The organism is Streptomyces sp. NPDC050610, assembly GCF_040654875.1.
In the GTDB taxonomy this organism is placed as follows: Bacteria; Actinomycetota; Actinomycetes; order Streptomycetales; family Streptomycetaceae; genus Streptomyces.
This window is the reverse complement of the sequence record NZ_JBFAIV010000021.1, coordinates 119,569-144,300: the sequence shown is the minus strand read 5'-3', so window position 1 is coordinate 144,300 and position 24,732 is coordinate 119,569. Positions and strand designations below refer to the sequence as shown.

The 24,732-nt window shown below is 70.8% G+C and carries 29 protein-coding genes; 21 read left to right on the top strand and 8 right to left on the bottom strand.

Annotation, left to right across the window (positions count from 1 at the left end):
• The first annotated feature begins 150 nt into the window (after positions 1 to 150).
• The 9 genes from hisD to AB0I22_RS25030 all read left to right on the top strand — a co-directional run bounded on the left by hisD (position 151) and on the right by AB0I22_RS25030 (position 7,433).
• Complete coding sequence (hisD, locus tag AB0I22_RS25070; RefSeq protein ID WP_363133136.1) at positions 151 to 1,479, top strand: histidinol dehydrogenase; 1,329 nt, start codon at positions 151 to 153, stop codon at positions 1,477 to 1,479.
• Complete coding sequence (locus tag AB0I22_RS25065; protein ID WP_363133135.1) at positions 1,480 to 2,733, top strand: histidinol-phosphate transaminase; 1,254 nt, start codon at positions 1,480 to 1,482, stop codon at positions 2,731 to 2,733.
• A complete protein-coding gene (hisB, locus tag AB0I22_RS25060; protein WP_363133134.1) occupies positions 2,730 to 3,323 on the top strand; it encodes an imidazoleglycerol-phosphate dehydratase HisB in 594 nt (197 codons plus the stop codon). Before AB0I22_RS25065 ends, hisB begins: the two co-directional genes overlap by 4 nt.
• A 46-nt stretch (positions 3,324 to 3,369) precedes the next feature.
• Positions 3,370 to 3,537, top strand: a complete 168-nt coding sequence (locus tag AB0I22_RS25055; protein WP_363133133.1) for a hypothetical protein — start codon at positions 3,370 to 3,372, stop codon at positions 3,535 to 3,537.
• Positions 3,537 to 4,181 (top strand): imidazole glycerol phosphate synthase subunit HisH, encoded by a 645-nt coding sequence (gene hisH / locus AB0I22_RS25050; protein ID WP_363133132.1) that lies wholly within the window; start codon positions 3,537 to 3,539, stop codon positions 4,179 to 4,181. The genes AB0I22_RS25055 and hisH overlap by 1 nt, the downstream gene beginning before the upstream one ends.
• An 11-nt stretch (positions 4,182 to 4,192) precedes the next feature.
• Positions 4,193 to 4,924, top strand: a complete 732-nt coding sequence (gene priA, locus AB0I22_RS25045; protein ID WP_363133131.1) for a bifunctional 1-(5-phosphoribosyl)-5-((5-phosphoribosylamino)methylideneamino)imidazole-4-carboxamide isomerase/phosphoribosylanthranilate isomerase PriA — start codon at positions 4,193 to 4,195, stop codon at positions 4,922 to 4,924.
• On the top strand, positions 4,921 to 5,322 hold the full coding sequence (locus tag AB0I22_RS25040) for a RidA family protein (protein WP_363133130.1): 402 nt from the start codon (positions 4,921 to 4,923) through the stop codon (positions 5,320 to 5,322). Before priA ends, AB0I22_RS25040 begins: the two co-directional genes overlap by 4 nt.
• 3 nt (positions 5,323 to 5,325) lie before the next feature.
• The gene (gene hisF / locus AB0I22_RS25035; RefSeq protein WP_363133129.1) at positions 5,326 to 6,090 is read left to right on the top strand and encodes an imidazole glycerol phosphate synthase subunit HisF; all 765 of its coding nucleotides are present in this window, start codon (positions 5,326 to 5,328) and stop codon (positions 6,088 to 6,090) included.
• A 101-nt stretch (positions 6,091 to 6,191) separates the two neighbouring features.
• On the top strand, positions 6,192 to 7,433 hold the full coding sequence (locus AB0I22_RS25030; RefSeq protein ID WP_363133128.1) for a helix-turn-helix transcriptional regulator: 1,242 nt from the start codon (positions 6,192 to 6,194) through the stop codon (positions 7,431 to 7,433).
• Between the two features lie 230 nt (positions 7,434 to 7,663).
• On the opposite strand, the gene AB0I22_RS25025 is transcribed toward AB0I22_RS25030, so the two are convergent.
• From AB0I22_RS25025 to AB0I22_RS25010, 4 genes are read right to left on the bottom strand one after another with little or no spacing between them, the layout of a single operon-like run.
• Positions 7,664 to 7,867: a DUF397 domain-containing protein gene (locus AB0I22_RS25025; RefSeq protein WP_363133127.1), complete on the bottom strand. Its 204-nt coding sequence runs from the start codon at positions 7,865 to 7,867 to the stop codon at positions 7,664 to 7,666.
• Between the two features lie 20 nt (positions 7,868 to 7,887).
• Positions 7,888 to 8,091 carry a DUF397 domain-containing protein gene (locus AB0I22_RS25020; protein ID WP_363133126.1) on the bottom strand — a complete coding sequence of 68 codons (204 nt, stop codon included), beginning with the start codon at positions 8,089 to 8,091 and terminating at the stop codon, positions 7,888 to 7,890.
• 21 nt (positions 8,092 to 8,112) lie between these two features.
• Positions 8,113 to 8,319: a DUF397 domain-containing protein gene (locus tag AB0I22_RS25015; RefSeq protein ID WP_363133125.1), complete on the bottom strand. Its 207-nt coding sequence runs from the start codon at positions 8,317 to 8,319 to the stop codon at positions 8,113 to 8,115.
• A complete protein-coding gene (locus AB0I22_RS25010) occupies positions 8,316 to 9,155 on the bottom strand; it encodes a helix-turn-helix transcriptional regulator (protein ID WP_363133124.1) in 840 nt (279 codons plus the stop codon). The genes AB0I22_RS25015 and AB0I22_RS25010 overlap by 4 nt, the downstream gene beginning before the upstream one ends.
• 660 nt (positions 9,156 to 9,815) lie before the next feature.
• Between AB0I22_RS25010 and AB0I22_RS25005 the strand changes: the two genes are divergently transcribed.
• Positions 9,816 to 10,013: a hypothetical protein gene (locus AB0I22_RS25005; protein WP_363133123.1), complete on the top strand. Its 198-nt coding sequence runs from the start codon at positions 9,816 to 9,818 to the stop codon at positions 10,011 to 10,013.
• On the top strand, positions 10,010 to 10,348 hold the full coding sequence (locus AB0I22_RS25000) for a hypothetical protein (RefSeq protein WP_363133122.1): 339 nt from the start codon (positions 10,010 to 10,012) through the stop codon (positions 10,346 to 10,348). The genes AB0I22_RS25005 and AB0I22_RS25000 overlap by 4 nt, the downstream gene beginning before the upstream one ends.
• A gap of 267 nt (positions 10,349 to 10,615) precedes the next feature.
• Here the strand turns inward: AB0I22_RS25000 and AB0I22_RS24995 are convergent, their stop codons facing one another.
• Positions 10,616 to 11,188 (bottom strand): TetR family transcriptional regulator, encoded by a 573-nt coding sequence (locus AB0I22_RS24995; protein ID WP_363133121.1) that lies wholly within the window; start codon positions 11,186 to 11,188, stop codon positions 10,616 to 10,618.
• An 84-nt stretch (positions 11,189 to 11,272) separates the two neighbouring features.
• Here AB0I22_RS24995 and AB0I22_RS24990 point away from each other — a divergent pair, with 84 nt between their 5' ends.
• On the top strand, positions 11,273 to 12,223 hold the full coding sequence (locus tag AB0I22_RS24990; protein WP_363133120.1) for an NADP-dependent oxidoreductase: 951 nt from the start codon (positions 11,273 to 11,275) through the stop codon (positions 12,221 to 12,223).
• Positions 12,224 to 12,410: 187 nt separating this feature from the next.
• Here AB0I22_RS24990 and AB0I22_RS24985 read toward each other — a convergent pair whose 3' ends face one another.
• Positions 12,411 to 13,217: an SDR family oxidoreductase gene (locus AB0I22_RS24985; protein ID WP_363133119.1), complete on the bottom strand. Its 807-nt coding sequence runs from the start codon at positions 13,215 to 13,217 to the stop codon at positions 12,411 to 12,413.
• Positions 13,218 to 13,823: 606 nt separating this feature from the next.
• Between AB0I22_RS24985 and AB0I22_RS24980 the strand changes: the two genes are divergently transcribed.
• The 3 genes from AB0I22_RS24980 (at position 13,824) to AB0I22_RS24970 (ending at position 17,559) form a co-directional block, all read left to right on the top strand.
• Entirely contained in the window at positions 13,824 to 15,524 is a 1,701-nt protein-coding gene (locus AB0I22_RS24980; protein WP_363133118.1) for a hypothetical protein, read from the top strand.
• A gap of 191 nt (positions 15,525 to 15,715) precedes the next feature.
• Positions 15,716 to 16,306 (top strand): helix-turn-helix domain-containing protein, encoded by a 591-nt coding sequence (locus tag AB0I22_RS24975; protein WP_363133117.1) that lies wholly within the window; start codon positions 15,716 to 15,718, stop codon positions 16,304 to 16,306.
• Positions 16,303 to 17,559: an MFS transporter gene (locus AB0I22_RS24970; RefSeq protein ID WP_363133116.1), complete on the top strand. Its 1,257-nt coding sequence runs from the start codon at positions 16,303 to 16,305 to the stop codon at positions 17,557 to 17,559. Before AB0I22_RS24975 ends, AB0I22_RS24970 begins: the two co-directional genes overlap by 4 nt.
• A gap of 296 nt (positions 17,560 to 17,855) precedes the next feature.
• Here the strand turns inward: AB0I22_RS24970 and AB0I22_RS24965 are convergent, their stop codons facing one another.
• Complete coding sequence (locus AB0I22_RS24965) at positions 17,856 to 18,488, bottom strand: TIGR03085 family metal-binding protein (RefSeq protein ID WP_363133115.1); 633 nt, start codon at positions 18,486 to 18,488, stop codon at positions 17,856 to 17,858.
• An 82-nt stretch (positions 18,489 to 18,570) separates the two neighbouring features.
• Positions 18,571 to 19,611: a hypothetical protein gene (locus AB0I22_RS24960; protein WP_363133114.1), complete on the bottom strand. Its 1,041-nt coding sequence runs from the start codon at positions 19,609 to 19,611 to the stop codon at positions 18,571 to 18,573.
• Positions 19,612 to 19,705: 94 nt separating this feature from the next.
• Here AB0I22_RS24960 and hisI point away from each other — a divergent pair, with 94 nt between their 5' ends.
• From hisI to trpC, 6 genes are all read left to right on the top strand, one after another.
• Positions 19,706 to 20,080: a phosphoribosyl-AMP cyclohydrolase gene (gene hisI / locus AB0I22_RS24955; protein ID WP_363133113.1), complete on the top strand. Its 375-nt coding sequence runs from the start codon at positions 19,706 to 19,708 to the stop codon at positions 20,078 to 20,080.
• Between the two features lie 11 nt (positions 20,081 to 20,091).
• On the top strand, positions 20,092 to 21,621 hold the full coding sequence (locus AB0I22_RS24950) for an anthranilate synthase component I (RefSeq protein ID WP_363133112.1): 1,530 nt from the start codon (positions 20,092 to 20,094) through the stop codon (positions 21,619 to 21,621).
• Positions 21,622 to 21,803: 182 nt separating this feature from the next.
• Complete coding sequence (locus AB0I22_RS24945; protein ID WP_363133111.1) at positions 21,804 to 22,466, top strand: TIGR02234 family membrane protein; 663 nt, start codon at positions 21,804 to 21,806, stop codon at positions 22,464 to 22,466.
• 103 nt (positions 22,467 to 22,569) lie between these two features.
• Complete coding sequence (locus tag AB0I22_RS24940) at positions 22,570 to 22,794, top strand: HGxxPAAW family protein (protein WP_363133110.1); 225 nt, start codon at positions 22,570 to 22,572, stop codon at positions 22,792 to 22,794.
• Between the two features lie 115 nt (positions 22,795 to 22,909).
• Positions 22,910 to 23,344 (top strand): DUF2752 domain-containing protein, encoded by a 435-nt coding sequence (locus tag AB0I22_RS24935; RefSeq protein ID WP_363133109.1) that lies wholly within the window; start codon positions 22,910 to 22,912, stop codon positions 23,342 to 23,344.
• A 407-nt stretch (positions 23,345 to 23,751) separates the two neighbouring features.
• Positions 23,752 to 24,561: an indole-3-glycerol phosphate synthase TrpC gene (gene trpC / locus AB0I22_RS24930; RefSeq protein WP_363133108.1), complete on the top strand. Its 810-nt coding sequence runs from the start codon at positions 23,752 to 23,754 to the stop codon at positions 24,559 to 24,561.
• Positions 24,562 to 24,732: the final 171 nt, after the last annotated feature.

Here is a 24,732-nt window from a genome sequence, read left to right as displayed (position 1 = left end):
CCCCCTCGGAAATCGCCGTACGCCTGTACGGCACCCCATTCCCGCTGAGTGACTGCTTGAACGCGTGGGGTGAGAGAGAACGCGGTCCGTTCATATCAGTGAGTGATACGGGGCGTCGGCCGCCGGAGACCGTCTGAGACAATTGACCGTGTGATCTCCCGAATCGATCTGCGCGGCGCCGCCGCGGCCGAGGGTTCCCCCGAGGCCGTCATCGACCGCGACCTGCTGCCCCGAGCCGAACTCGACGTCGAGGCCGCCCTGGAGAAGGTGCGGCCCATCTGCGAGGACGTGCATCATCGGGGCACCGCGGCGCTGATCGACTACGCGGAGCGCTTCGACGGCGTGCGGATCGACCGCGTCCGGGTGCCCGCCGAGGCCATCACGAGCGCCCTTGCGGGCCTCGATCAGGACGTACGGGCTGCCCTTGAGGAATCGATCAGGCGCGCCCGCCTCGTCCACCGCGAGCAGCGCCGCACCGACACGACCGTCAAGGTCGTGCCCGGCGGCACGGTCACCGAGCGCTGGGTCCCCGTCGAGCGCGTCGGCCTGTACGTACCGGGCGGCAACGCCGTCTACCCCTCCTCCGTCGTCATGAACGTCGTGCCCGCCCAGGAGGCGGGCGTCGGCTCGCTCGCCGTGACCTCCCCGCCGCAGAAGGACTTCGGCGGCCTGCCGCACCCGACGATCCTCGCCGCGTGCGCGCTGCTCGGCGTCGACGAGGTGTACGCGGCGGGCGGCGCCCAGGCCATCGCGATGTTCGCGTACGGCACCGACGAGTGCCGCCCCGCCCAGCTCGTCACCGGCCCCGGCAACATCTGGGTCGCCGCCGCCAAGCGCCTGCTCAAGGGCCGTATCGGCATCGACGCCGAGGCCGGGCCGACCGAGATCGCCGTCCTCGCCGACGACACCGCCGACGCCGCGCACGTCGCCGCCGACCTGATCAGCCAGGCCGAGCACGACACGCTGGCCGCCGCCGTCCTCGTCACGCCCTCCGAAGCGCTCGCCGAAGCCGTCGAGGCCGCGCTGACCACCCAGGTCGCCGCCGCCAAGCACCGCGAGCGGATCACCGAGGCGCTCGCCGGCCGCCAGTCCGGCATCGTCCTCGTCGACTCCCTCGACCACGGCCTCGCCGTCGTCGACGCCTACGCCGCCGAGCACCTGGAGATCCAGACCGAGAACGCGGCCCAGGTCGCCGCCCGGGTCCGCAACGCGGGCGCCGTCTTCGTCGGCCCGTACGCGCCCGTCTCCCTCGGCGACTACTGCGCCGGCTCCAACCACGTGCTGCCCACCGGCGGCTGCGCCTGCCACTCCTCCGGCCTGTCCGTCCAGTCCTTCCTGCGCGGCATCCATGTCGTGGACTACACCCGCGACGCGCTCGCCGAGGTCACCCGCCATGTGGTGACGCTCGCCGAAGCCGAGGATCTGCCCGCACACGGAGCCGCGCTCAAGGCGAGGTTCGACTGGAAGGTGCCCGAGTAAGTGACCGGGATTGACGATCTCCCCATCCGGGACGAGCTGCGCGGCAAGTCCCCCTACGGGGCGCCCCAGCTCGACGTGCCCGTACGTCTGAACACCAACGAGAGCCCGTACCCGCTGCCCGAGCCGCTCGTGCGGCGGATCGCCGAGCGCGTCGGCGAGGCCGCCCGCTCCCTCAACCGGTACCCCGACCGGGACGCCGTCGAGCTGCGCCGCGAACTCGCCGCGTACCTCACGCGCACCGCGGGACACCGCGTCGCCACCGAGAACGTCTGGGCGGCCAACGGCTCCAACGAGATCATCCAGCAGCTGCTCCAGACCTTCGCCGGGCCCGGCCGCACGGCGATCGGCTTCGAGCCCTCGTACTCGATGCACGCGCTCATCTCGCGGGGCACCGGCACCGGCTGGATCTCCGGCCCCCGCAACGACGACTTCACCATCGACGTCGACGCCGCCGTACGGGCCATCGGCGAGCAGCGGCCCGACGCGGTCTTCGTCTGCTCGCCCAACAACCCCACCGGCACCGCCGTCGAGGCGGAGACCGTGCTGCGGCTGCACGACGCGGCCCAGGCGGCCCGCGGCGGGCGCGGCGCGCTCGTCGTCGTGGACGAGGCGTACGGCGAGTTCAGCCACCGCCCCTCGCTGCTCCCGCTCATCGAGGGCCGCCCCAACCTCGTCGTCTCCCGCACCATGTCCAAGGCGTTCGGCGCCGCCGGGCTGCGCCTGGGCTACCTCGCCGCCGACCCGGCCGTCGTGGACGCCGTCCAGCTCGTCCGCCTGCCGTACCACCTGTCGTCCGTCACCCAGGCCACCGCGCTCGCCGCGCTGGAGCACACGGATACGCTGCTGGGGTACGTACAGCGGCTCAAGGCCGAACGCGACCGCCTGGTCACGGAGTTGCGCGCCATCGGCTGCCAGGTCACCGACTCGGACGCCAACTTCGTGCAATTCGGCCGATTCGACGGCGAGGGCGGCGCGCACGCCGCCTGGCAGGCCATCCTCGACCAGGGGGTCCTGGTCCGCGACAACGGTGTACCGGGCTGGCTGCGGGTCACCGCGGGCACCCCGGCCGAGAACGACGCGTTCCTGGACGCGGTGCGCGCGCTGTTCAAGGACCGCGAGGACAGCCGTGCGCTGTTCAAGGACGGCGGGGACAGTCGCGCGCTGTTCAAGGACAGCGGAGACGGCAAGGACCGCAAGGACCGCGGGGACCGCGAGGGCCGCAGGGACCTCAGCACGAAGGAGACCAAGCGATGAGCCGCGTTGGGCGCGTGGAGCGCGCCACCAAGGAGACCTCGGTCCTCGTCGAGATCGACCTCGACGGCACGGGACAGGTGGACGTGTCGACCGGGGTCGGCTTCTACGACCACATGCTCGACCAGCTCGGCCGCCACGGCCTCTTCGACCTCAAGGTCAAGACCGACGGCGACCTGCACATCGACACCCACCACACCATCGAGGACACCGCCCTCGCGCTCGGCGCCGCCTTCCGGCAGGCGCTCGGCGACAAGGTGGGGATCTACCGCTTCGGCAACTGCACGGTGCCGCTGGACGAGTCCCTCGCCCAGGTCACCGTCGACCTCTCCGGCCGCCCCTACCTGGTGCACACGGAGCCCGAGAACATCGCGCCGATGATCGGCACGTACGACACGACGATGACCCGGCACATCCTGGAGTCCTTCGTCGCGCAGGCCCAGGTCGCGCTGCACGTCCACGTCCCGTACGGGCGCAATGCCCACCACATCGTGGAGTGCCAGTTCAAGGCGCTGGCCCGGGCCCTGCGCTACGCCGCGGAGCGCGACCCGCGCGCCGCCGGAATCCTCCCCTCCACGAAGGGCGCGCTGTGACCGACGGGCGCGTGGGCGGCGGAGAAGCGAACGGAGAGACGACACTGTGACCGGCCTATCCACCATTCTGATCGTCGTGGGCCTCTTCCTGGCCGGCGGCGTCTACTCCTTCTGGAAGCAGAAGATGCCGACGGGCCTCATCGTGCTCGTCTCGATCGGCGCCGTGATGTGCCTGGTCGCCGGCGTGATGCGGCTGCAAGGGGTCTGGGACTGATGCGGACCTCCCCCAGGAAGGTCGTGGTCTTCGACTACGGATTCGGCAACGTACGCTCCGCCGAGCGGGCGCTCGCGCACGTCGGCGCGGACGTCGAGATCACCCGCGACTACGACCGGGCGATGAACGCCGACGGGCTGCTGGTGCCCGGCGTCGGAGCGTTCGCCGCCTGCATGGCGGGGCTCCGCGAGGCCCGCGGCGACTGGATCGTCGGCCGTCGGCTGGCCGGCGGCCGACCGGTCATGGGCATCTGCGTCGGCATGCAGATCCTCTTCCAGCGCGGCATCGAGCACGGCGTCGAGACCGAGGGCCTCGACGAGTGGCCCGGCAGCGTCGAGCCCCTCAAGGCCCCCGTCGTGCCCCACATGGGCTGGAACACCGTCGAACCGGCCGCCGGATCGCGGCTGTTCGAGGGCCTCGACGCCGACGCGTACTACTACTTCGTGCACTCCTACGCGGTGCGCGAGTGGGGCTTCGAGATCTCCAACGACTACATCAACCCCCCGAAGGTCACCTGGGCGACGCACGGCGAACCGTTCGTCGCCGCGGTCGAGAACGGCCCGCTGTGGGCCACCCAGTTCCACCCCGAGAAGTCCGGCGACGCCGGAGCCCAGCTCCTGACCAATTGGCTCAAGACCCTCTAGGACCCGCCTCCATGAGCTCCAACCGCCTCGAACTCCTCCCCGCCGTCGACGTCCGCGACGGCCAGGCCGTACGCCTCGTACACGGCGAGTCCGGCTCCGAGACGTCCTACGGCGACCCGCTCTCCGCGGCCCTCGCCTGGCAGCGGGCGGGCGCCGAGTGGCTGCATCTGGTGGACCTCGACGCGGCCTTCGGCACCGGCGACAACCGGGCGCGGATCGCCGAGGTCGCCCAGGCCATGGACATCAAGGTCGAGCTCTCCGGCGGCATCCGCGACGACGCCTCGCTCGCCGCGGCCCTCGCCACCGGCTGCACCCGCGTCAACCTCGGCACCGCCGCCCTGGAGTCCCCGGACTGGGTCGCCAGGATCATCGCCGACCACGGCGACCGCATCGCGGTCGGCCTCGATGTGCGCGGCACCACCCTGCGCGGGCGCGGCTGGACCCGCGACGGCGGCGACCTGTACGAGACCCTCGCGCGCCTCGACTCCGAGGGCTGCGCCCGCTACGTCGTCACCGACATCGCCAAGGACGGCACGCTCCAGGGTCCCAACCTGGAGCTCCTGAAGAACGTGTGCGCCGCGACCGACCAGCCCGTCGTCGCCTCCGGAGGCGTCTCCTCCCTTGACGACCTGCGGGCGCTCGCCACGCTGGTACCGGAGGGCGTCGAAGGCGCCATCGTGGGCAAGGCCCTTTACGCCAAGGCGTTCACCTTGGAAGAAGCGTTGGAGGCTGTGTCCGTATGACCGCACCCGAGCCCGTGCAGCGCGTGAGTACCCATTCGCCTTATGAAGAAGCCTTCGGATACTCGCGGGCCGTACGGCTCGGAAACGGGCTGGTGCTGGTCTCCGGCTGCACCTCGGTCGTGGACGGTTCCATCGCGCACGAGGGCGATCCGTACGAGCAGGCCCGCACCGCGTTCGGGGTGGCCTTCGAGGCCCTGGAGAAGTTCGGCCTCGGCCCCGCGGACGTCGTACGCACCCGGATGTACCTCACACACGCCCGTGACGTGGACGCCGTGGGCCGCGCCCACAAAGAACTGTTCGACGCGGTCCGGCCGGCCGCCTCGATGATCGTCGTATCCGGCTTCGTCGACTCCCGCATGGTCGTCGAAATCGAAGTGGAAGCATTCCGAGGAGCCTGAACCATGACCCTCGCGGTCCGAGTGATCCCCTGCCTGGACGTGGACGGCGGCCGGGTGGTCAAGGGCGTCAACTTCCAGAACCTGCGCGACGCGGGCGACCCCGTGGAAATGGCCAAGATCTACGGGGAGGAAGGCGCCGACGAGCTGACGTTCCTCGACATCACCGCCTCCTCCGGCAACCGGGAGACCACCTACGACGTGGTCCGCCGCACCGCGGAGCAGGTCTTCATCCCGCTGACCGTCGGCGGCGGCGTCCGCACCGCCGACGACGTCGACAGACTGCTGCGCGCCGGAGCCGACAAGGTCGGCGTCGCCACCGCCGCCATCGAGCGGCCGGAGCTGATCCGGGAGATCGCCGAACGGTTCGGCAGCCAGGTCCTCGTGCTCTCCGTCGACGCCCGCCGCACCGACGCCGGCACCGCGTCCGGCTTCGAGGTCACCACCCACGGCGGCCGCCGCGGCACGGGCCTCGACGCCGTCGAATGGGCCCACCGCGCCGCCGAGTTGGGCGCGGGGGAGATCCTGCTCAACGCCATGGACGCCGACGGCACCAAGGACGGCTACAACACCGACATGATCGCGGCCGTCCGCCGCCATGTCACCGTCCCGGTGATCGCCAGCGGCGGCGCGGGCCGCCTCGAACACTTCGCCCCGGCCGTCGAGGCGGGCGCGGACGCGGTACTGGCCGCCTCCGTCTTCCACTTCGGCGACCTGCGCATCGGCGAGGTGAAGGACGCGCTCCGGGAGGCCGGGCAGCCGGTTCGCTGACGCGGTGCCTCCCGTGCCGGTCACGCCGGAGCCCCCTGCAATCAGAGGGGCTCCGGCGTACCCTGCGCAGAAGGGCTTGACTTCGCGCCAGGGAGCACCGAATGACGGACCGTTCCGACTTCCCCGACGACATGCCGCCAGGCGAGCGCATCCAACGACTCCGCGAACGGCGCGGCATGAGCCGCCCAGTGCTGGCCGGGCTGTGCGGGCGCGGCCCGGACTGGCTGAAAGGCATCGAGAAGGGCAAGCGGCAGCTTCGCGACCACGGCCTGCTGGTACGCGTCGCGGCAGCCCTTCGGCTCTCGGACCTGTCGGTGATCACCGGCGAGCTGACTCCGCGCCCGATCACCCCTGGGACCCGCCTCATGCTGCCGAGCGCGAGCGGCGTCCGCGACGCTGTACGGGGCTCACTGTTCTCCGAAGCCGCCCCCGAGGGCACGCTGAGCGTGGACGTGCTCCGGGGGAGGGTCGCCGAAGCGTGGCGCCTCTGGCACACCTCGCGCTTCCAGCGCTCCGAAGTGTCAGCGCTGCTGGCGGGGCTCATCCGTGACGCCCAGTCGCTTCCCCGCCGCCTCGAAGGGCCGGAACGCCGGCGGGCGTACGCCGTGCTCGCCGACGTGTACCACCTGGCCCAGCAGGTCACGGCGTACGCCGTCGAACCAGAGCTGTACTGGATCATCGCCGACCGCGGCAGGCGAGCCGCTCAGGACGCGGACGACCCGCTGAGCCTCTCGGGCGCGGCGTGGGCGTTCGGGAACGGGCTCCGCGAGACCGGCTACGCCGAAGAGGCGATCCAGGTGGCGGAGGAGGCGGCCGAGGCCATTCGCCCTCAACTCGACGGCGGACCGGATGACTTGAAAGGTATGTACGGCGCCCTGCACCTTCATGCCGCGATCACGTGCGCCCGCGAAGGGCGGGACGGCGACGCGTGGCGGCACTGGGACGAGGCAGACCGAACGGCGACCCGTCTGCCGGACGGCTACGTCCACTCATGGACCGTATTCGGCCGGGCGAACGCCGACTTCCACGCGGTGAGCATCGGCGTGGATCTCCGTACACCGGGTTCGGCGATGAACCGCGCCGAGGCCATCGACCTCGACACGATGCCGAGCGTGGAACGCCGCTCGCGCGTACTGGTCGAACTGGCCCGCGCCCACCGCCAACGCCGGGACCAGGCAGGTGCGTTGCACTGGATGCGGCGGGCCGTGAACGCGTCACCGGAAACGGTCCGGTACACCCCTTCGGCGCGAGTGCTCGTGGGCGACCTCGCGAAAGACGCCCGGGGCCCGCTGAAATCCGACGCCCTACAGCTTGCCGATGAGGTAGGGGTGCTCACCGGCTAGGGGGGCAGAGTGCCCCCATTCCTGCTTCCCCGCCGCTCTACGGTCTGAGGCCGCAAGAGAGAGGCGGGTTTTTTCGTGGACGACCTGCGCATCGGCAGGGTCAAGGACGCACTCCGGGAGGCCGGGCAGCCGGTTCGCTGACCGCTGGGTTCGTGAGGAGAGCCGCGTACTCGTTCCCCTGGGTGGGGCGGGTGCGCGGCTCTTCTGTGTTGCCGTCTGTGGGGCGTTGCTCAGACGTCGCGTTCGGTGGCGAAGGTGACGAACGCGCTCCACGCGGCTGGCGTGACCGTAACCACGGGGCCGTGGGGGTTTTTGCTGTCGCGGATGGGGACGGCGCGGTGCGTGTCGGCGAGGTTGGTGGCGATCTCTATGCAGTTACCGCCGTTGCTGCTGTAGGAGGATCTGAACCAGTGAGGTGCTTCGGCGGACGTCACGGGGTGCCCTTTCGTGTTGCTCAGGCGTTGCGTTCGACGGTGAAGGCGACGAAGGCGCTCCACGCGCTTGGCGAGACCGTGACCATGGGACCGCGTGGATTCTTGCTGTCGCGGATGGGGATGGCGCGGTGTGTGTCGGCGAGGTTGGTGGCGATCTCTATGCAGTCGCCGCCGTTGTCGCTGTAGGAGGACTTGATCCAGTGGGGTGCTTCGGTGGGCGTCACGGGGGTGCCCTTTCGTGTTGCTCAGGCGTCGCGTTCGGCGGCGAAGGTGATGAAGGCGTTCCATGCGTTTGGCGGGACGGTGATCACGGGACCGCGTGGATTCTTGCTGTCGCGGATGGGGATGGCGCGGTGTGTGTCGGCGAGGTTGGTGGCGATCTCTATGCAGTTACCGCCGTTGTTGCTGTAGGAGGATTTGAACCAGTGAGGAGTGGGGGATGCATCGGTCATGGGGTGCCCTTTCGTACCTGTTCAATAACGGCCACGGAAGCGGCCTGAGAGAGCGATTCGGCCTGTAGCTGATGGTAGGCCGTCAGCATCGGCAGCACGGATGCCGCCTCACGGTCCAAGTGCCCTTGAGCTTGCGACTCGGCATAGGCGACGACCGACCGGTCGGACATCGTCAGCAGGTTGACTGGCAGATCGAACGGCCTTCGCTCGCCTATGTCGAACGGTGCCACTTGCAGCATCGTGGTGGGAAGGCTCGCGAACTCAGCCAACCGTTCGAGCTGGGCGTTCATGACTTCGCGACCGCCGACGGGCCGTCGGATGCAACTCTCGTCCATCACCACGGACATCATGGGTGGCCGATGCCGCTCTAGAGCCTCCTGTCGCTCCGCCAGGAACGAGACTCGTTCGGCTCCTTGCTCAGGAGTGATTGCTCCCCGTCGTACGGCGCTGTCCGCCAGCACCTGTGCGTAGGCCGGTGTCTGCAACAGTCCGGGGATGATCCCGATTTCGTACAGCCGGATCTCCACCGCCCGACCCTCGTGCGCGACGTACTCCGGGAACCCCTCCAGTAGCGCGCCATGCCGAATGTCGCGCCACTCGCGTTCGAACGACTCGGCGGAGTCGGTGGTACCGAACGCGATATCAATCTGGCGCGAGAACGGGAGAGTTGGCGGTTTCCGGCCAGTTTCGACCGCTGAAATGTGCTGACTGGAGTACTCCGTCTTCGCGGCCAGCTCTTCCTGGCTCCACCCGCGATCCTCCCGCAGCCTGCGTACACGGGCTCCGTACGCTTCTCGCGGGCTGCGCTCGGGGTTCAATTCCTTGAGGTTGACCATGCCGCCACCTGTCCCTTCCTTCGCTTCCGATTAGTTGAAGAGTCCCCGAATCCGGGCCACGATGAACTCCCTTAGTAGTGGAGCCACTACAGAGAGGAGTGGTTGTGGCTGGAAAGAACCATCCCACAAACCGTCATGCCCGTTGGGGTGAAAGCACTCCAACGGGGGGCGAAGGGGATGTTGTTGACGCAATGCTCCGCGCGGGCGGCGCATGGGCCATGGCCCCAGAGGACTGGCCGGCCGCGAGTGAGTGCCGTACCGACCGGCCCGTACTGGCGCGCGTACGGAGCGCGTTGGGGCGCATGAAGTGGCTGTTCTCGTGAGGAGCCAGGCGAGAGCGGCGCTGGCTCGGATCATGGCTGAACACGGCATCAACGGGGTGCTCGTATTCCCCAAGTCGACTGCCGCGAAGGCCTGGTGGAGCGAGTCGGGGAGTGGGGCGGATCGTCTGCCCGGTTCGATCGCTTTCCCGCCGTGTCAATGTCCCGAGCACCGCAAAGGGCGGGGCAGGGCCGATACGGACGTCAAGCTGACCGCGCGCGACGTCAACGACCCGCGGAACGGGGGCGGACGGTGAGGCGGCCTCCCGTGCGGGGGCGGCTCCGCCGGGCCCGGCGATGGTGGTCGCTGTATGGACAGTTCTCCCGCCCGGTGCGTGCCGTGTGGCCCAGTCGGCGGCGGGTGCACGAGGCGGTGCGGGCCCGGTGCGCCGAACCGGGTTACTACGACGCGGCGTTGCGGCGGATCGCGCTGCGGATCAAGGACATCGAAACCGCCGCGGGAAAGCCGGACGAGAGCCGGCTTCTCCGGCGGCTCCTCGGCCCCGAAGCCGAACAGATCATGAGGAGGCACCGATGAGCCGCAGCTATCGGTACTACCGGTACGTACCGTGGAAGATCACGCCGGACCCGCTGACGCGCCCCGACTACCGAGCCGACTGCGTCACCGGCCAAGAACCCGGCAAGGGGAGTGGTTGCGGCGAGATGATCCGTTCCGGCGGCCTGGAGTGGGTCGAGGAATGGATGCGCCGCCATACCGAGGAGACGGGCCATACCGACTACTGCCGGACCGTCGCCGACTACGTGACGATGGCGGCGCCGGAGGGGTGCGGCGGGGGCCGCCCCGTCATCGGCGAGGCGGCGCCGACCCGGCTCGTACTCCCTTCCCGGCCTACGAGCGGCGGGGAGCAGTGATCCTGGCCCGGGTCTTCGCGCTCGCCGTGACGACGGCTTCGTTCGTGAGCGTGCTCGCGTTCGCGCTCACGCTGATCGTCGCCACCCGTCCCTGATGCTCCGGCCGTGCCACCGGCACGCAGTCCCGATGCCGTAGGAGAAGGACGCCGAGATCGAAGCCGGGTATCGCCGAGGTGAGCCCTAAAGGTGTCATTTCGGTCGGGCCATGTCGGCCGGCCGTGGACGGGACACCTTCGTGTCCGCGGCTTCGGGGGGGCGTGGGCCGGCTCAGCGGGTCGTCGGGGCCGGTAGCGTGACCGCCTCGCGCAACTCGTCGGAGGCCTGGGTGATGAGCTGGGAGAGGGAGGCGTCCGGGGAGGCCAGCCAGCGGGACGCGGCGCGCCGGTGGATCGCCAGCACTACGTCGATGAGGAAGCGTGCCTTGCCGGGCTCGACGCCGCGGCGCTCAAGTGCCGGCGCCAGCGCGTCGGCGATGTCGGCGAGTTTGATCAGATCGCGCTCGGCCAGTGCCGGGTTGGCGGCGATCACTCTGGCGCGGCGCAGCAGGAACTCGCGCGGGCGGAAGATCTCCTCGGCGGTTCTCAGTGCGGTCAGCAGTGCCTCGATCGGCGTGAGGTCAGGGTCGGTCGCCTCGACTTGGGCGACGAGGTGGGCCTCAAGTTCGTTACCGGCGAAGAGGACTTCCCGCTTGTCGGGGAAGTAGCGGTAGAAGGAGCGCTCCTTCAGGCCGGCGGCGCCCGCGATCTGCGCGACCGAGGTGCGCTCGAACCCCTGTGTCTCGAACAGGTCGAGCGCCGCGCGCTCAAGTCGGCCTTGTGCGTCGGATTCCCATCTCGGCATGCCCACCAGGGTACGACAACAGCATCTGTTGTCACGGTGGTACCGTCGATGACAACAGATGCTGTCATCAGTCGGGAGATCGTCATGAAGGCTCTTCAGTTCGACCGGTTCGGGTCCCCGGACGTGATCGTGCTCCGCGACGTCCCACAGCCGGAGCCGGGACCCGGCCACATCCGGATAGCCGTGGGGGCGTGCGGCCTGACACCGGCCGACTGGCACGTCGTCGACGGTCTCCTCGCCGACCATCTGCCGCCGTTGCCGCGCGGGCTCGGCTTGGAGGTCGCGGGCACGGTCGACGCGCTCGGTGAGGGCGTCACCGGCGTCCGGATCGGCGACCGCGTGTTCGGCCCGGCCGCCTTCGACGGTCCGACGGCCGGTGCTGCCGAGTACGCGCTGATGCCGGCCTGGGCACGTATCCCCGAAGGCGTCACCGTCGAGCAGGCCGCCGCGTTGCCGATGGCGGCCGAGACGGCGTGGCGCGCGCTCGACGGCCTCGGCGTCCAGCCGGGTGAGCTGCTGCTCGTCCACGGCGCGGGTACCACCGTGGGCGAGGCGGCGGTGCGCTTCGCGCTGCACCGGGGTATTCGGGTGATCGCCACCGCCGGGCAGACCCGGGCAGCGGCTCTGGATGAGATCGGCGCCCAAGTGACCGCCTACGGCGAGGGCATGGCCGAACGTGTCAGGGCACTGTCCGGAGGCCACATCGATCGTGCCCTCGACACGGCGCCGACCGGGGGCCGGATCGACCGCGCCGACCAGCCCAGCCCGGCCGGCGGCTCGCTGCCGACCCTGATCGGGCTGACCGGGGATCCCGACCGTGTCCTCACCGTCTCGGACTTCGCCGCCGCGGCCGAGCTGGGCGTCCGGACCACCACCGAGCTCCGCTATGAGCAGATGGACGAGTTCGCCCGGCTCGCCGGCGAAGGCGTCTTGGTCGTACCGGTCGCCCGCACCTACACGCTCGACCAGATCCAGGAGGCGGCCGAGCTCAGCCAGTCCCGCCGACCCGGCGGCAAGCTCATGCTCGTCCTGTGATCGCCCTGCCGGCCTGACAGAGCGAGACCACCTCGACGCGGAGCGGGGGCGGGCATCTTTTCCAGGCCGGCCTCGAAGCCGCTCCCGCGTGTTCGCCGCGAACCCACGGGTCAATCCCCGGTGCGTAGATCCATCGCGGCTATTCCCTCACCGTAAGCCCGTCCCGCGATTCAACCCGTCCCGCAATTCAAGGGGTACCCGATGCGGTCGTCGCGATTCCGCCGTCCACCGGGATGATGGCGCCCGTGAGGTAGGACCCGGCCCGGCTGGCGAGAAATACGGCGACACCCGCCATGTCGTCGTCGCGGCCGAGCCGGCGCGCAGGGGTCGCCGCCGCGATCGTGTCGCCGATGGCATCGAGCGTGGACGCCATCATCCGCGACGGGAACACTCCCGGTGCTACCGCGTTCACCGTGACGTGCTGCGGGCCCAGTTCGCTGGCAAGCACTCTGGTGAGTTGGTGGAGCGCCGCTTTGCTGCTGGCGTACGAGTAGTTGGGCGACCGGGCGACGTGGATGGCGGCGATACTGCCGATGTTGATGATCCGCGCGGGATCATCGGCGGTGCCCGCCCTGCGAAGCGCGGGGAGCAGCGCCTGCACCAGCCAGAACGGCGACTTGAGGTTGAGGTCGATCACCGTGTCCCAGGCCTCGTCCGGGAACGTCGCCAGCGGCTCGCGCCACATTGCTCCCGCGTTGTTGACAAGGATGTCCAGGCGTTCCGAGTCGGCCGCGACGAGATCAGCGAGGCGCTGGCACTCGTCGTGCCTGGACAGGTCGGCGGGGATTGCTCGAACGTCGCCGAATTCGGACAGCAGTCGCTGTGCCTCCGCGCACGTGTCTGCATTGCGTGAGCTGATGACGACGCGGGCGCCCGCCTGGAGAAGGCCGCGCGCTATCATCATCCCAATTCCCTTGGTGCCGCCAGTGACAAGGGCGTACTTTCCACTCAGATCGAAAAGTTCTGCGTGAGTGGTGAATTGGGTATCGGTCATTGGTCTTCGTTCCTTTTGCCGTGAGAAAAGAATGCGCAGACACGGTCACGCATTCGGGGCGGCTGCATTGAACTGATGGGGGAAAGCCGCAGTGCGTGTCCATGGAGTGTTGTCGGCGCTTTCGACTCGACCAGGTTGGCAGGCATTTGGGATGTCTGGGAGACCCTGTTGATACAGGTACTGCGAGAGCCCCCTTGCCTGGTGCGCCGACGCCGCCGTCGGCGAACTCCAGCGCGACCTCCAGTACGAGCGACCTGCGACGGGCTGCGGGCCGCCGAGGCAAAGGGCGACAAGGGCGGGCGCCGCCCGGTCGTCATCATGGAGAACCGGGGCGGCGGACGCTGTAGCGGCGTAGCTAGACTGGCCGACCGGAGTGCCTTGGGGCGGGGGAGCCTGCGGTGGCGGCCATCTACAGGTGGCGACGGTCGTACCCGATGGGGCCATGAGGCAGGTCGGGTGCGACAGGTCCAGGAGGCCGATGCGGTTCACGTGCTGGTGAGTTGAGTCTTCAAGTGCCCGCCTCCTTGACGTCCCGAGGGCCTCGTCCCTTGTAGACATCTCATTCGGCATGGGAATCCCGCACCGCACAAGCAGGGAGTAGGTCTCATGAAAGCGCACCAAGAACCGGTCCGTGACCAGACGCCTGCCCCGGCCAGGCGGCCGACGCGGAACCGCAAAGCGGCTGAGCCTGTTGCCGGTGGCCCGGTGGGGCCAGAACAAATGGCCGTGCTCCAGCGGGCCGTGGGCAACGGCGCCGCCGCCGAGTTGGTCGCGCAGGGTCGGCACGAACACCATGCGAGACGCGGCCACCCATGGAACGCCGACACCGCGTCCCCGCCCGTGCAGCGGTTGTTCAAGAGCAGTAAGGGTCAGAAGTCCGACAGCGAGCCCGCACCGCAGTCCGGTTCGCAGGCCCTGACCGAACCGGCCCCGTCGGTGGCGGTGCATCCCGAAGACGATCCCCAGCGGGGCCACAATATGGTATTCGCGGATCCGCTTGCGAAGGGCGCCGATCATTTCTTGGAAAGGGTCAAGAGCGCGCGGAAGGCGGGCGGCCACGAAGAGCAGGAGTTCCGCGCCGGGTACGAGCAGTCGTTCAAGCGGTTCCTGATGAACTCCGAAGGCAAGCCGTTGGAAAATGCCATCGCCCTCCGTAATGCTTTCATCAGCAAAAAGAGTCTCTCCATGCGCTCAAGCACGGGCGACCTGAAGAGCGAGTTGCGTGGCGAGGTAGCCCGTCTGCGGGGGGAACTCGACAAGCGCAAGGCCGCCGACGCATCCCAGAAGATGGTTCCAGGACAGCGGGAGCAGCGTGTGCTCCATGCTCTGCGTTCCGGAGGTGCGTCCGCGTTGGCCCCTGAGGACCTGCCGGTCTACAACGCGCTGAAGGACCGCGCGGTCGACTGGGCGAAACTGCACGACATTCAGGCCATGTCGCTGATCCTGGTGGAGAAGCGCGGTGCGGCGGTCGTGGAACGGGAGCGTACGGCGGCAGTCGGGCGATTCGACAGGCTCTCGTGGTTCGCGCCCTACAAGAACGCCGGCCTCACCGCCGAGGCAATGCTCGCCGACACCCACCGCCATCTTCTGAGCGCCAGTGTTCTGATGAGCAACATGGGGTTCGGCAATCCCGCCGAGGCGACGTCGACGATCAGCCGGCTGACCGGCGGCCCCGACGTTACGTTCAAGAACTACTGGGAAACGCGGTCTTCGGGCGGGCAGGCCACGTCCGCCTTGCGAGGCTCCCGCGAAGAACACTTGGGATACAAGGACGCCCTCAACCGTACCCAAGGGCGGTTCCAGAATCCGGCCCCTGACGACAACCACGACAGGTTCAGTCCTCCGGACCCGTCGCTGCTGCCGAAGTATGCGGCACTGATGTCCCGCAATCGGCCGGCCGGGCTTTCGGCCTATGGTGAGGCGGCGGTTCACTGGAAGCCCGCGCTCCGGGACAGAGTCACGCTCACTCCGATCGACAGCTGGCAGAACGGCGTCGGCGGAGCTCGCGGCGCCACCGGTTCACGGAACCTGTATCCGCTTCTGGCCCACGGCCCCGAACAGGTGGTGAGGCTGGCTGTCGCCGAGGCCACGAGTTTCCGGTTCGACCCGGAGATGAAGAGCCAGGTCGACAGCGGCAGCGTCAACTCGTTGCAGGAGTACTTCGAGGCCCAGATCCACGGTCCGTTGAACTGGGCCGACGTCGAGCGCATCGTGTTGAACCCCTCGCCGTGGGCCAAGGCGCAGAAGGCCCACCTTGAACTGTTCGCCCAGCAGCAAGGTCTCTCCATCCGGGTGGAGACACACTGATCGGCGAATTCTCTCGCGTGGCCGCGTGGCTCCACCCATGACCGCGTGGCCGCGCGGCCGCTGATCGGCGAGGCGCTGACGCAGGGGCCCGGCGGGGCGGCGAGGCCGGCCGGCCCGGTCGGAGGCGCCCTCCTCGGACAGAAGCGCAATTTTTATTGCGCAACATTTCTTTCCTATCTATCGTTGCCGGCATGACCGACCCCGAGATGCAGCGGATCGCCGACCTGGACACCCTCAAGGCGTTCAGCCACCCGCTCCGCATGAAGCTCTACCGCGCGCTGACCGTCGCTCGTACCGCCACCGCCTCCCAACTGGCCGAAACGGTCGACGAGGCGGTCTCGCTCGTCAGTTACCACCTGCGCAAACTCGCCGCTCACGGGCTGATCGAGGAGGCCGAGCCGCAGAGCGCCGACGGGCGTGAACGCTGGTGGCGGATGGCGGCGGCCAGCGGGGTGAGCGTCAGGGACAAGGACTTCCGGGACGCGCCCGAGAGCGTGGCCGCGCACTCGGCGTTCTCCCGGACGCTCTTCCGGCAGCGGGCGGAGATGTACGAGCGGTATCTGGACGAGCAGTCCGCCTGGCCGCAGGAGTGGCGCTCCGCGGCCTTCAGCTCCGAGTTCCTGCCGCGGCTGACGCCTGGAGAGCTGGCGCAGCTCAACGACGAGATGCACGATCTGGCGAAGCGCTGGTTCGAGCGTGGCCGCGCCGCCGAGGAAGCGGGCGACACCGAGGGGCGCGAGAACGTGGCGCTGCACTTTTACGGCTTCCCCTTCCGCCAGTGAGCGCGCCCGAGGCCGCTGTGCTCACCCGGCGGCCCGCCGCGGAGCGGCCCGCGCACCGGGACCCCAACGTCCTGCGCTGGCTCGCCGCTTACGTCGCGTCGCTCCTCGGTGACACCGTCTACTTCGTCGCCCTGTCCTGGGCCGCCACCCAGACCGGCGGGCCCTCGCAGGTCGGGTTCGTGCTGGCGGTCGGCGCCGTGCCGCGTGCCGTGCTGATGCTCGGCGGGGGAGTGGTCGCCGACCGGCTCGGCCCCCGCCGAGTCGTGATCGGCAGCGACCTCGTGCGTTGCGTCGTGATCCTCGCCGCGGCCGGGCTGCTGGCGTTCACCACCCCCGGCCTCTGGGCGTTGACGGCGATAGCGCTGGTCTTCGGAGCGGTCGACGCCCTGTTCATGCCCGCCGTCGGCGCGCTGCCGCCGCGCATCACCGCCCCCGGGCAACTCGCGCGCGTCCAAGGGATGCGCGGTTTGGCGTCCCGTACGGCGCTGATCGCGGGCGCGCCCCTCGGCGGCCTCGCGGTCGCGCTCGGGGGATCGGCGGCGGCCTTCGCGGCGGCCGGGGCGTTCTTCGCCGGATCGCTCGGGCTGCTCATGGCCGTACGCGTCGCGCCGACTCCGGTGGACGCCGCTGGGAAGGCACCCACCACTCCCTGGCGAGACCTCGCCGACGGCCTGCGCTACATCAGGCGGCACAGGCTGCTCGCCCCGCTGGTGGTGGCCACGGCCGTCGGCGAACTGGGCTTCAGCGGGCCGATGAACGTCGGCCTGGCGCTGCTCGTCCGTGAACGCGGCTGGGGCGCGTCCGGCCTGGGCTGGATCATCGCCGGCTTCGGGCTGGGCGCGGGCGGAGCCGCGCTGCTGCTCGCTGTGCGCGGCCGACTGGGCCGGGCCGGGCTCCTGTTCTCCTGCTGCCTGGCCGTCGGAGCGCTGGCCGTCGTCGCGCTCGCGTACGTGCCGACGCTCGCCGCCGCCGTCGCGGCCGGCGTGGTCGTGGGGCTGACGGCGGGGCTCAGCGGCACCCTGAACAGCGCCCTGATGCAGACCGAGGCCGACCCCGCGCACCTGGGCCGCGTCACCTCCGTCGCCATGCTCTTCACCGTCGGCACCGCCCCGCTCAGCTACCCGCTGACGGGCGCTGCGGTCGGGGCCTGGGGCCCCGCGCCGGTGTTCGCGGTCTGCGCCGCGGTCATCGTGAGCGGCGCGGCGATCGGCCTGCTCACGCCATCGCTGCGCCGGGCCGAACTCCCGTGCTGAACTGGGCGGTCGGCCGGCCCGGCGTACCGGCCGGGATTCTCCGGGCCGGACGTACGGACCGCCGGCTGTACGGGGCGTACGGGCCATGTCGGATGCATGGACGTACGGGCCGAAGACGCCGCCTGCGGCTCCTGAGCTGTACGCGGCGTGCGGCTCAATACCAGCCCGCGCGGGGCCCATGAGGCGTACGGCACGTGCGTGTTCTTCCGGTCAGGAGGGCTGCTGGGCTGAAGGGGCGGGGTGGTGAAGGGCCGGGTCGGAGAGCCGGGAGCGCCCAGTGCGCTCCCGACATGGCGTCAGAGCCCGAGCTTGGCGTCGTAGAGCCGCGCCACGGCCTCCTTGTCCCCGTCGATCTCCACGCGCGCGGCCTCCTGGCGGCCGAAGGCGAAGAGCGTCAGCTCGCCCGGCTCCCCGGTGACCGTGACGACCGGCGTGGAGCGGTTCGCCACCGCCGTGCGGCCGTCCGGCCGCCGCAGCACGAGGCCGACGGGGGACTTGCGGCCCAGCACCCGCGCCATCCGCTCCAGCCGGGACCAGAGCGCGTCCTCGAAGACCGGGTCCAGTTCGCGCGGCGTCCACTCCGGGGCGGCGCGGCGGACGTCCTCCGCGTGCACGTAGAACTCGACCGTGTTGGACGCCTCGTCGACCTGCTTCAGCGAGAACGGCGACATGCGCGGCGGACCGGTGCGGATGAGCTGGATCAGCTGCTCGTACGGCTTCGAGGCGAACTCGGCCTGCACCCGCTCCAGGCGCGCGGCCAGCGGCTTGATCAGGATGCCGCCCGCCGCGTCGGCGCGCCGCTCGCGCACCACCACATGCGCGGCGAGGTCACGGGCGGTCCACCCCTCGCACAGGGTCGGGGACTCCGGCCCCGCCGTCTCCAAAAGGTCAGCCAGCAGCAGGCGTTCGCGCTTCGCGTGGGTCGACATGCCGTCAGCCTACGACCGCTACGCGCCCGCTGCCACGCCGCCGCGCCCGGCCCGTATCCCCTCCCGTCACACGTCGTCCCGCCTATCCCGGCAGCGCCTCGCTCAGCTTCTTGCCGCCCGGCTTGTCGCTGAGCGTCAGAGAGCAGGAGACCTGGTCCCTGCCCTGCTGGGCGTAGGTCGTCTCGGACGGGAAGAGGGCGTAGTAGTAATACGTGCGTCCGTCGGCGCCTATGGAGTGCATGCGCTTGCCCGCGTCCGTCTTGCACATCGACAGGGCCTTGGCCTGAAGCTCCTTGTCCGACGTGAACGTGCCGGTCAGCGTCTCGTTCGCGATGACCTCACCGTCGTGGGGACTGTCGCACGAGCGGACCTCTATCCGCTTCACGGCACTGTCCAGACCGGGGTGGTCGAAGCACTCGCCGGGCTTCAACTCCACATACCCGACCTGCCCGTCGGCCGGACTCCCCGCCGAGTCCGAGTCGGAATCCGATCCCGAGCCCGGGTCCGAGCCCGGGTCCGAGCCCGGGTCCGAGCCCGGGTCCGAGCCCGGGTCCGAGCCCGACGGCTGGGAGCCGTCCTCCCCCTTTCCCGGCGCCCCTTGCAGCGGCGCCCCCACACCGTCCGAGCCCGACGAAGGGCCGGAAGGGGAGGCCGTGGGGGAGGAGGAAGAGGAAGCGGACGGCCCGCTGCCCGCCGCCTTGTCGCTCTTCTTCCCGTCCCCGGAGGTGAGGACGACGCCCGCCACGGTCAGCCCCGCGACCAGCACCGCGGCGACGACGATCGCCGCGATCTTCGCTCCGTTGCGCCCCGAGGGAGGAGGCGGCGGAGGGGCCGGCGCCGGGAACTGCCCGTACCCCGGCTCAGGTCCGTACCCCTGCCCGTAACCCTGCCCCTGCCCGTAACCCTGCCCCTGCCCCTGCCCGTAACCCGGCGCGGGCGCCTGTCCGTACTCCGGCCCGTACCCCTGAGCGGGCGCCGGCCCGAACCCCTGGACCGGAGCGGGACCCGGCCCCTGGCCATGGCCGCCCTGCGGTTCGGGCGGTCCGAACCCCTGCGGCGGCGGCCCGAAACCGCCACCGTCGTCCGGCGGTTGAGAGGAGTTCGGCGGAGGCGGAAACGTCATGGCCGAAGCATGCCGCATGCCACTGACAACGCGGTCGGCGGGCCGTATCGGAAGCGGCGATCAGCGTGCCGAGGCGACCCGGCAGAATGGACCCATGACCGGTACCACCCGCCCCGGCGGACCCTCAGCGCTCGACCCCGCCGTCGCCGCCCGCCTCAAGCGCGACGCCGACGGTCTGGTCCCCGCCATCGCCCAGCAGTACGACACCGGCGAAGTGCTCATGCTCGGCTGGATGGACGACGAGGCGCTGCACCGCACCCTGACCACCGGCCGCTGCACGTACTGGAGCCGCAGCCGCCAGGAGTACTGGGTCAAGGGCGACACCTCCGGCCACGTCCAGCACGTCAAGTCCGTGGCCCTCGACTGCGACGCCGACACGATCCTCGTCAAGGTCGACCAGGTCGGCGCGGCCTGCCACACCGGCGACCGGACCTGCTTCGATGCCGACGTCCTGCCCCTGGGCCAGTAGGCTCCGCTGCCATGGCTGCCACGACCACGGGTGACGTCACACCTGACCTCGACACCTTCCGGACGCTCGCGCGGGACCGCCGGGCCATCCCCGTCACCCGGCGCTTCCTCGCCGACGGCGACACCCCCGTCGGCCTCTACCGCAAGCTCGCCGGCGAGCGCCCCGGCACCTTCCTCCTGGAATCGGCCGAGAACGGCCGCACGTGGTCCCGCTACTCCTTCATCGGCGTCCGCAGCGCCGCCACCCTCACCGCCCGCGACGGACAGGCGCACTGGCTCGGCACGCCGCCCGTCGGCGTCCCCGCCGACGGCGACCCGCTGCACGCCCTGCGCGCCACCATCGAGGCCCTGCACACCCCGCGCGACCTGATCGAGGACGCCGGACTGCCGCCCTTCACCGGCGGCATGGTCGGCTACCTCGGCTACGACACCGTCCGGCGGCTGGAGAAGATCGACGACAGCACCCGCGACGATCTGCGCCTCCCCGAGCTGACCATGCTGCTCACCTCGGACCTGGCCGTCCTCGACCACTGGAACGGCACCGTCCTGCTGATCGCCAACGCGATCAACCACAACGACCTCGACACCGGCGTCGACGAGGCGTACGCCGACGCCGTCGCCCGCCTCGACGCGATGGCCGCCGACCTCGTACGGCCCGTGCACACCAAGCCCGCCGTGCTGCCGCCCTCCGAACTGCCCGAGTACACCGCCCTGTGGGGCGGCGAGGCGTACATGAAGGCCGTCGAGGACATCAAGGAGCGCATCCGCGCGGGCGAGGCGTTCCAGGTCGTCCCTTCGCAGCGCTTCGAGACCCCCTGCGAGGCGTCCGCGCTCGACGTCTACCGGGTGCTGCGCGCCACCAACCCCAGCCCGTACATGTACCTACTGCGCCTCGACGGCTTCGACGTCGTCGGCTCCAGCCCCGAGGCGCTGGTCAAGGTCGAGGACGGACGCGCCATGGTGCACCCCATCGCCGGCACCAGGCCGCGCGGCGCGACCCCGCAGGAAGACGCCGCGCTCGGCGACGAACTGCTGGCCGACCCCAAGGAGCGCGCCGAGCACCTGATGCTCGTGGACCTCGGCCGCAACGACCTGGGGCGGGTCTGCGAGCCGGGCAGCGTCGAGGTCGTCGACTTCATGTCGGTCGAGCGCTACAGCCACGTCATGCACATCGTCTCCACCGTGACCGGCCGGCTCGCGCCCGGCCGCACCGCCTTCGACGTGCTCACCGCCTGCTTCCCGGCGGGCACCCTCTCCGGCGCGCCCAAGCCCCGCGCGCTCCAGATCATCGAGGAACTGGAGCCGAGCAGGCGCGGCCTGTACGGCGGCTGCGTGGGCTACCTCGACTTCGCCGGGGACTCCGACACCGCCATCGCGATCCGCACCGCCCTGCTGCGCGACGGCACGGCGTACGTACAGGCCGGCGCGGGCATCGTCGCGGACTCCGACCCGGCCGCCGAGGACGCCGAATGCCGCAACAAGGCGGCCGCCGTACTACGGGCCGTGTCCTCCGCCAACCGCCTCGCGCGGCAGCGCGACTGACCCGGCGGGCGGGTCCCGACCGGTCCGGCGGGTGACATGGGCCGACCTGGTGGGCGACGCCGGCCGGCCCGGCGGATGATGTCGATCGGCCCGGCGCGCGGCCCCGCGCGCACCGGCCGGGGCCCGCGCCCCGCGCGTCCCGGCCGCCCCCGCGTGCGTACCGCGCGCCGTCCCGAGGGATAGTGGTGGATGTGAGTGCAGCCGTTCCCCACCCCCGAGTCCACGCCGAGCCCTCCGCCGCCTCCGTGCGCAGAGGGCGGAGCAGCGTCGCCGCCGCCCTGTTCCTCGGCGCGCTCGGCGCCGCGCTCGCCCTGGTCGCCTCCGGACGCACCTGGGCCAACGGCACCGCCGCCGTCGCCCGCGGCACCGTCGACCAGCACGCGAGCGGCCAGGACATCACCGGGATGCCCGGCGCCCTCGCGATCGTCGGGCTCGCCGCCCTGGTCGCCGTCTTCGCCGTCCGCCGCGTCGGCCGGATCGTCGTCGCCGCACTGCTCACCCTGTGCGGCGCCGGAGTCGTGGCCGCCTCGGCGGCCGGCGCCTTCGACACCGCCGCCCTCCAGGCCAAGGCCGCCAAGGCGAGCGGCCTGACCAACGCCACCATCCAGGACGTCAGCTCCACCGGCTGGCCGTGGGTCGCCCTCGCGGGCGGCGTGCTGCTGCTCCTCGCCGGGCTCCTCGCGCTGCGCTACGGCCGCCACTGGCCCGCGATGTCCGGCCGGTACGAGCGCGACGGCGCCCCCCGGCCGCGCCGCTCCCGCACCGCCCCGGACCCGGAGCGCCCCGAGGAGCTGTGGAAGGCCATGGACCGCGGCGAGGACCCCACCGAGGACACGCGGAACTGATGGACCCACCCCCGGTCGTCCGGGAGCGGGCACGTCGGGAGAGAATGGGACCGAGCGTTCGTCGCGCCCGGAACCAGGCGCAACACAGCAATGAGGAGTACTCATGGCGGGAACCAGCCACGGACACACCCCGGCCGCCTGGACCGGTGTCATCATCGCCTTCATCGGCTTCTGCGTCTCCGGCGCGTTCACGGTGATGGCGATGCCGCTCGGCTTCTGGGCCGGAATCGTGGTCATCGCCATCGGCGGCATCGTGGGCCTCGGCATGCGCGCGGCCGGTCTCGGCCAGCCCAAGCAGACCGCGCCGCGGACCCAGACCCAGAGCTGACCGCCGCGGCTTCTCGCCGCACCCCGCACCACTCGAAGGCGCGGCCCGGGCCGTACGGACGTACGTACTCAGCCCCGAGCCGCGCCTTCGCGGCGCCAGGAGGACACTCGGCGGTGTGACCGAGGAACCCGCGCACCGCCCAGCCGCCTCCGAGTCCCTCGCCCGTCGGCTCTCCGCGCCGCTCGGCGTCGCCGCCGGGCTCGCCGCCGCCTTCGCCTACGTCGGCGCGGTCGACCCCAACGAGAGCGGCCACTACCCCGCCTGCCCGCTGCTGCGCTACACCGGTGTGTTCTGCCCCGGCTGCGGCGGCCTGCGCAGCGTCCACGCCGTCGCGCACGGCGACCTCGCCGCCGCGCTGGGCGCCAACGCCCTCGCCACGGTGGGTTATGTCGTCTTCGCGGCCTTCTGGGTCGTATGGCTGCTGCGCTCGGCCCAGGGGCGCGCCGTCGCCCTCCCGCTGCGGGCGGCGCACTGGTGGGCGCTCGGCGGGCTCGTACTGGTCTTCACGGTGGTGCGGAACCTGCCCTTCGGGGGCTTTCTCGCACCGTGACCGGGCCGGCTCCGGTCGTCTTCGCATCGTCGGCGCGGCGCTCGCGACAGGCCCGGCGACCATGATCGGCGCGGCGTCCACGACGGGTCGATACGCATGATCGACGCGGTGCCCGCGCCGGCCTGGTGACCCCCGTGACCATGATCGACGCGGCGCCCGCACCGGCCCGGCGACCATGATCGACGCGGTGCCCGCGACCGGTTCGGCAGCCGTGGCCGGGCCGGGGTCGGCGCTCATGATCGACTCGGTGAAGGGCCAGGTCATGGCCGTGGCGTCAACCGGATGCGGGACCTCGGCCCGTCGGCAGATACCATCGACTGTGCATCGACAGTGACCGGTGGATCAGCTCGACCAGACTGACCTCGCCGGCGCGACTACTCGCTCCAGCCCGGAAGGGGGCCGCTCGCGTGAGTGTGCTCGACGAGATCATCGACGGGGTCCGTGCCGACCTCGCGGAGCGGCAGGCCCGCGTCACTCTCGACGAGCTCAAGGATCGGGCGGCGAAGGCGCGCCAGGCCAGGGACGGCGTCGCGGCCCTCAAGGGCGACAGCGTCACCGTGATCTGCGAGGTCAAGCGGTCCAGCCCCTCCAAGGGCGCGCTCGCCGCCATCGCGGACCCCGCCGGGCTCGCCGCCGACTACGAGGCGGGCGGCGCGGCCGTCATCAGCGTGCTCACCGAGCAGCGCCGCTTCGGCGGCTCCCTCGCCGACCTGGAAGCCGTCCGCGCCAAGGTCGACATCCCGGTCCTGCGCAAGGACTTCATCGTCACCGCCTACCAGCTCTGGGAGGCCCGCGCGTACGGCGCCGACCTGGCGCTCCTGATCGTCTCCGCCCTGGAGCAGGAGGCCCTGGTCTCGCTCGTGGAGCGGGCCGAGTCGATCGGGCTCACCCCGATCGTCGAGGTGCACGACGAGGACGAGGTCGAGCGCGCCGTCGACGCCGGGGCGCGGATCATCGGCGTCAACGCCCGCAATCTCAAGACCCTTGAGGTCGACCGGGACAACTTCGCCCGCGTCGCCCCCGAGATCCCGGACCACATCGTCAAGATCGCCGAGTCCGGCGTGCGCGGCCCGCACGACCTCATCGCCTACGCCAACGACGGCGCGGACGCCGTCCTGGTCGGCGAGTCCCTGGTCACCGGCCGCGACCCCAGGACCGCCGTCGCCGACCTCGTCGCCGCGGGCTCGCACCCGGCGATCAGGCACGGACGGGGCTGATCACCCATGGGCGCGTACGCACGGTTGGCCCGCGGCTGTCGGCCGCGCGGCTGCCGCGCGCCCGCCCGCAGGGTGCACGGGCGCCGGGTGCGCTACCACATCGGCTGTGAGCCGGGCCAGATCAACGGAATGCGATGGCGTCGCACGTCTCGTCACACGATCGGGCGCTGA

Excerpts from the sequence above, each read along its gene's own strand:
- hisB (WP_363133134.1), top strand. The coding sequence starts at position 2,730 with ATGAGCCGCGTTGGGCGCGTGGAGCGCGCCACCAAGGAGACCTCGGTC.
- hisH (WP_363133132.1), top strand. The coding sequence starts at position 3,537 with ATGCGGACCTCCCCCAGGAAGGTCGTGGTCTTCGACTACGGATTCGGC.
- priA (WP_363133131.1), top strand. The coding sequence starts at position 4,193 with ATGAGCTCCAACCGCCTCGAACTCCTCCCCGCCGTCGACGTCCGCGAC.
- AB0I22_RS25040 (WP_363133130.1), top strand. The coding sequence starts at position 4,921 with ATGACCGCACCCGAGCCCGTGCAGCGCGTGAGTACCCATTCGCCTTAT.
- hisF (WP_363133129.1), top strand. The coding sequence starts at position 5,326 with ATGACCCTCGCGGTCCGAGTGATCCCCTGCCTGGACGTGGACGGCGGC.
- AB0I22_RS25030 (WP_363133128.1), top strand. The coding sequence starts at position 6,192 with ATGACGGACCGTTCCGACTTCCCCGACGACATGCCGCCAGGCGAGCGC.
- AB0I22_RS25015 (WP_363133125.1), bottom strand. The coding sequence starts at position 8,319 with ATGACCGATGCATCCCCCACTCCTCACTGGTTCAAATCCTCCTACAGC.
- AB0I22_RS25010 (WP_363133124.1), bottom strand. The coding sequence starts at position 9,155 with ATGGTCAACCTCAAGGAATTGAACCCCGAGCGCAGCCCGCGAGAAGCG.
- AB0I22_RS25000 (WP_363133122.1), top strand. The coding sequence starts at position 10,010 with ATGAGCCGCAGCTATCGGTACTACCGGTACGTACCGTGGAAGATCACG.
- AB0I22_RS24995 (WP_363133121.1), bottom strand. The coding sequence starts at position 11,188 with ATGCCGAGATGGGAATCCGACGCACAAGGCCGACTTGAGCGCGCGGCG.
- AB0I22_RS24990 (WP_363133120.1), top strand. The coding sequence starts at position 11,273 with ATGAAGGCTCTTCAGTTCGACCGGTTCGGGTCCCCGGACGTGATCGTG.
- AB0I22_RS24985 (WP_363133119.1), bottom strand. The coding sequence starts at position 13,217 with ATGACCGATACCCAATTCACCACTCACGCAGAACTTTTCGATCTGAGT.
- AB0I22_RS24980 (WP_363133118.1), top strand. The coding sequence starts at position 13,824 with ATGAAAGCGCACCAAGAACCGGTCCGTGACCAGACGCCTGCCCCGGCC.
- AB0I22_RS24975 (WP_363133117.1), top strand. The coding sequence starts at position 15,716 with ATGACCGACCCCGAGATGCAGCGGATCGCCGACCTGGACACCCTCAAG.
- AB0I22_RS24965 (WP_363133115.1), bottom strand. The coding sequence starts at position 18,488 with ATGTCGACCCACGCGAAGCGCGAACGCCTGCTGCTGGCTGACCTTTTG.
- AB0I22_RS24960 (WP_363133114.1), bottom strand. The coding sequence starts at position 19,611 with ATGACGTTTCCGCCTCCGCCGAACTCCTCTCAACCGCCGGACGACGGT.
- hisI (WP_363133113.1), top strand. The coding sequence starts at position 19,706 with ATGACCGGTACCACCCGCCCCGGCGGACCCTCAGCGCTCGACCCCGCC.
- AB0I22_RS24950 (WP_363133112.1), top strand. The coding sequence starts at position 20,092 with ATGGCTGCCACGACCACGGGTGACGTCACACCTGACCTCGACACCTTC.
- AB0I22_RS24940 (WP_363133110.1), top strand. The coding sequence starts at position 22,570 with ATGGCGGGAACCAGCCACGGACACACCCCGGCCGCCTGGACCGGTGTC.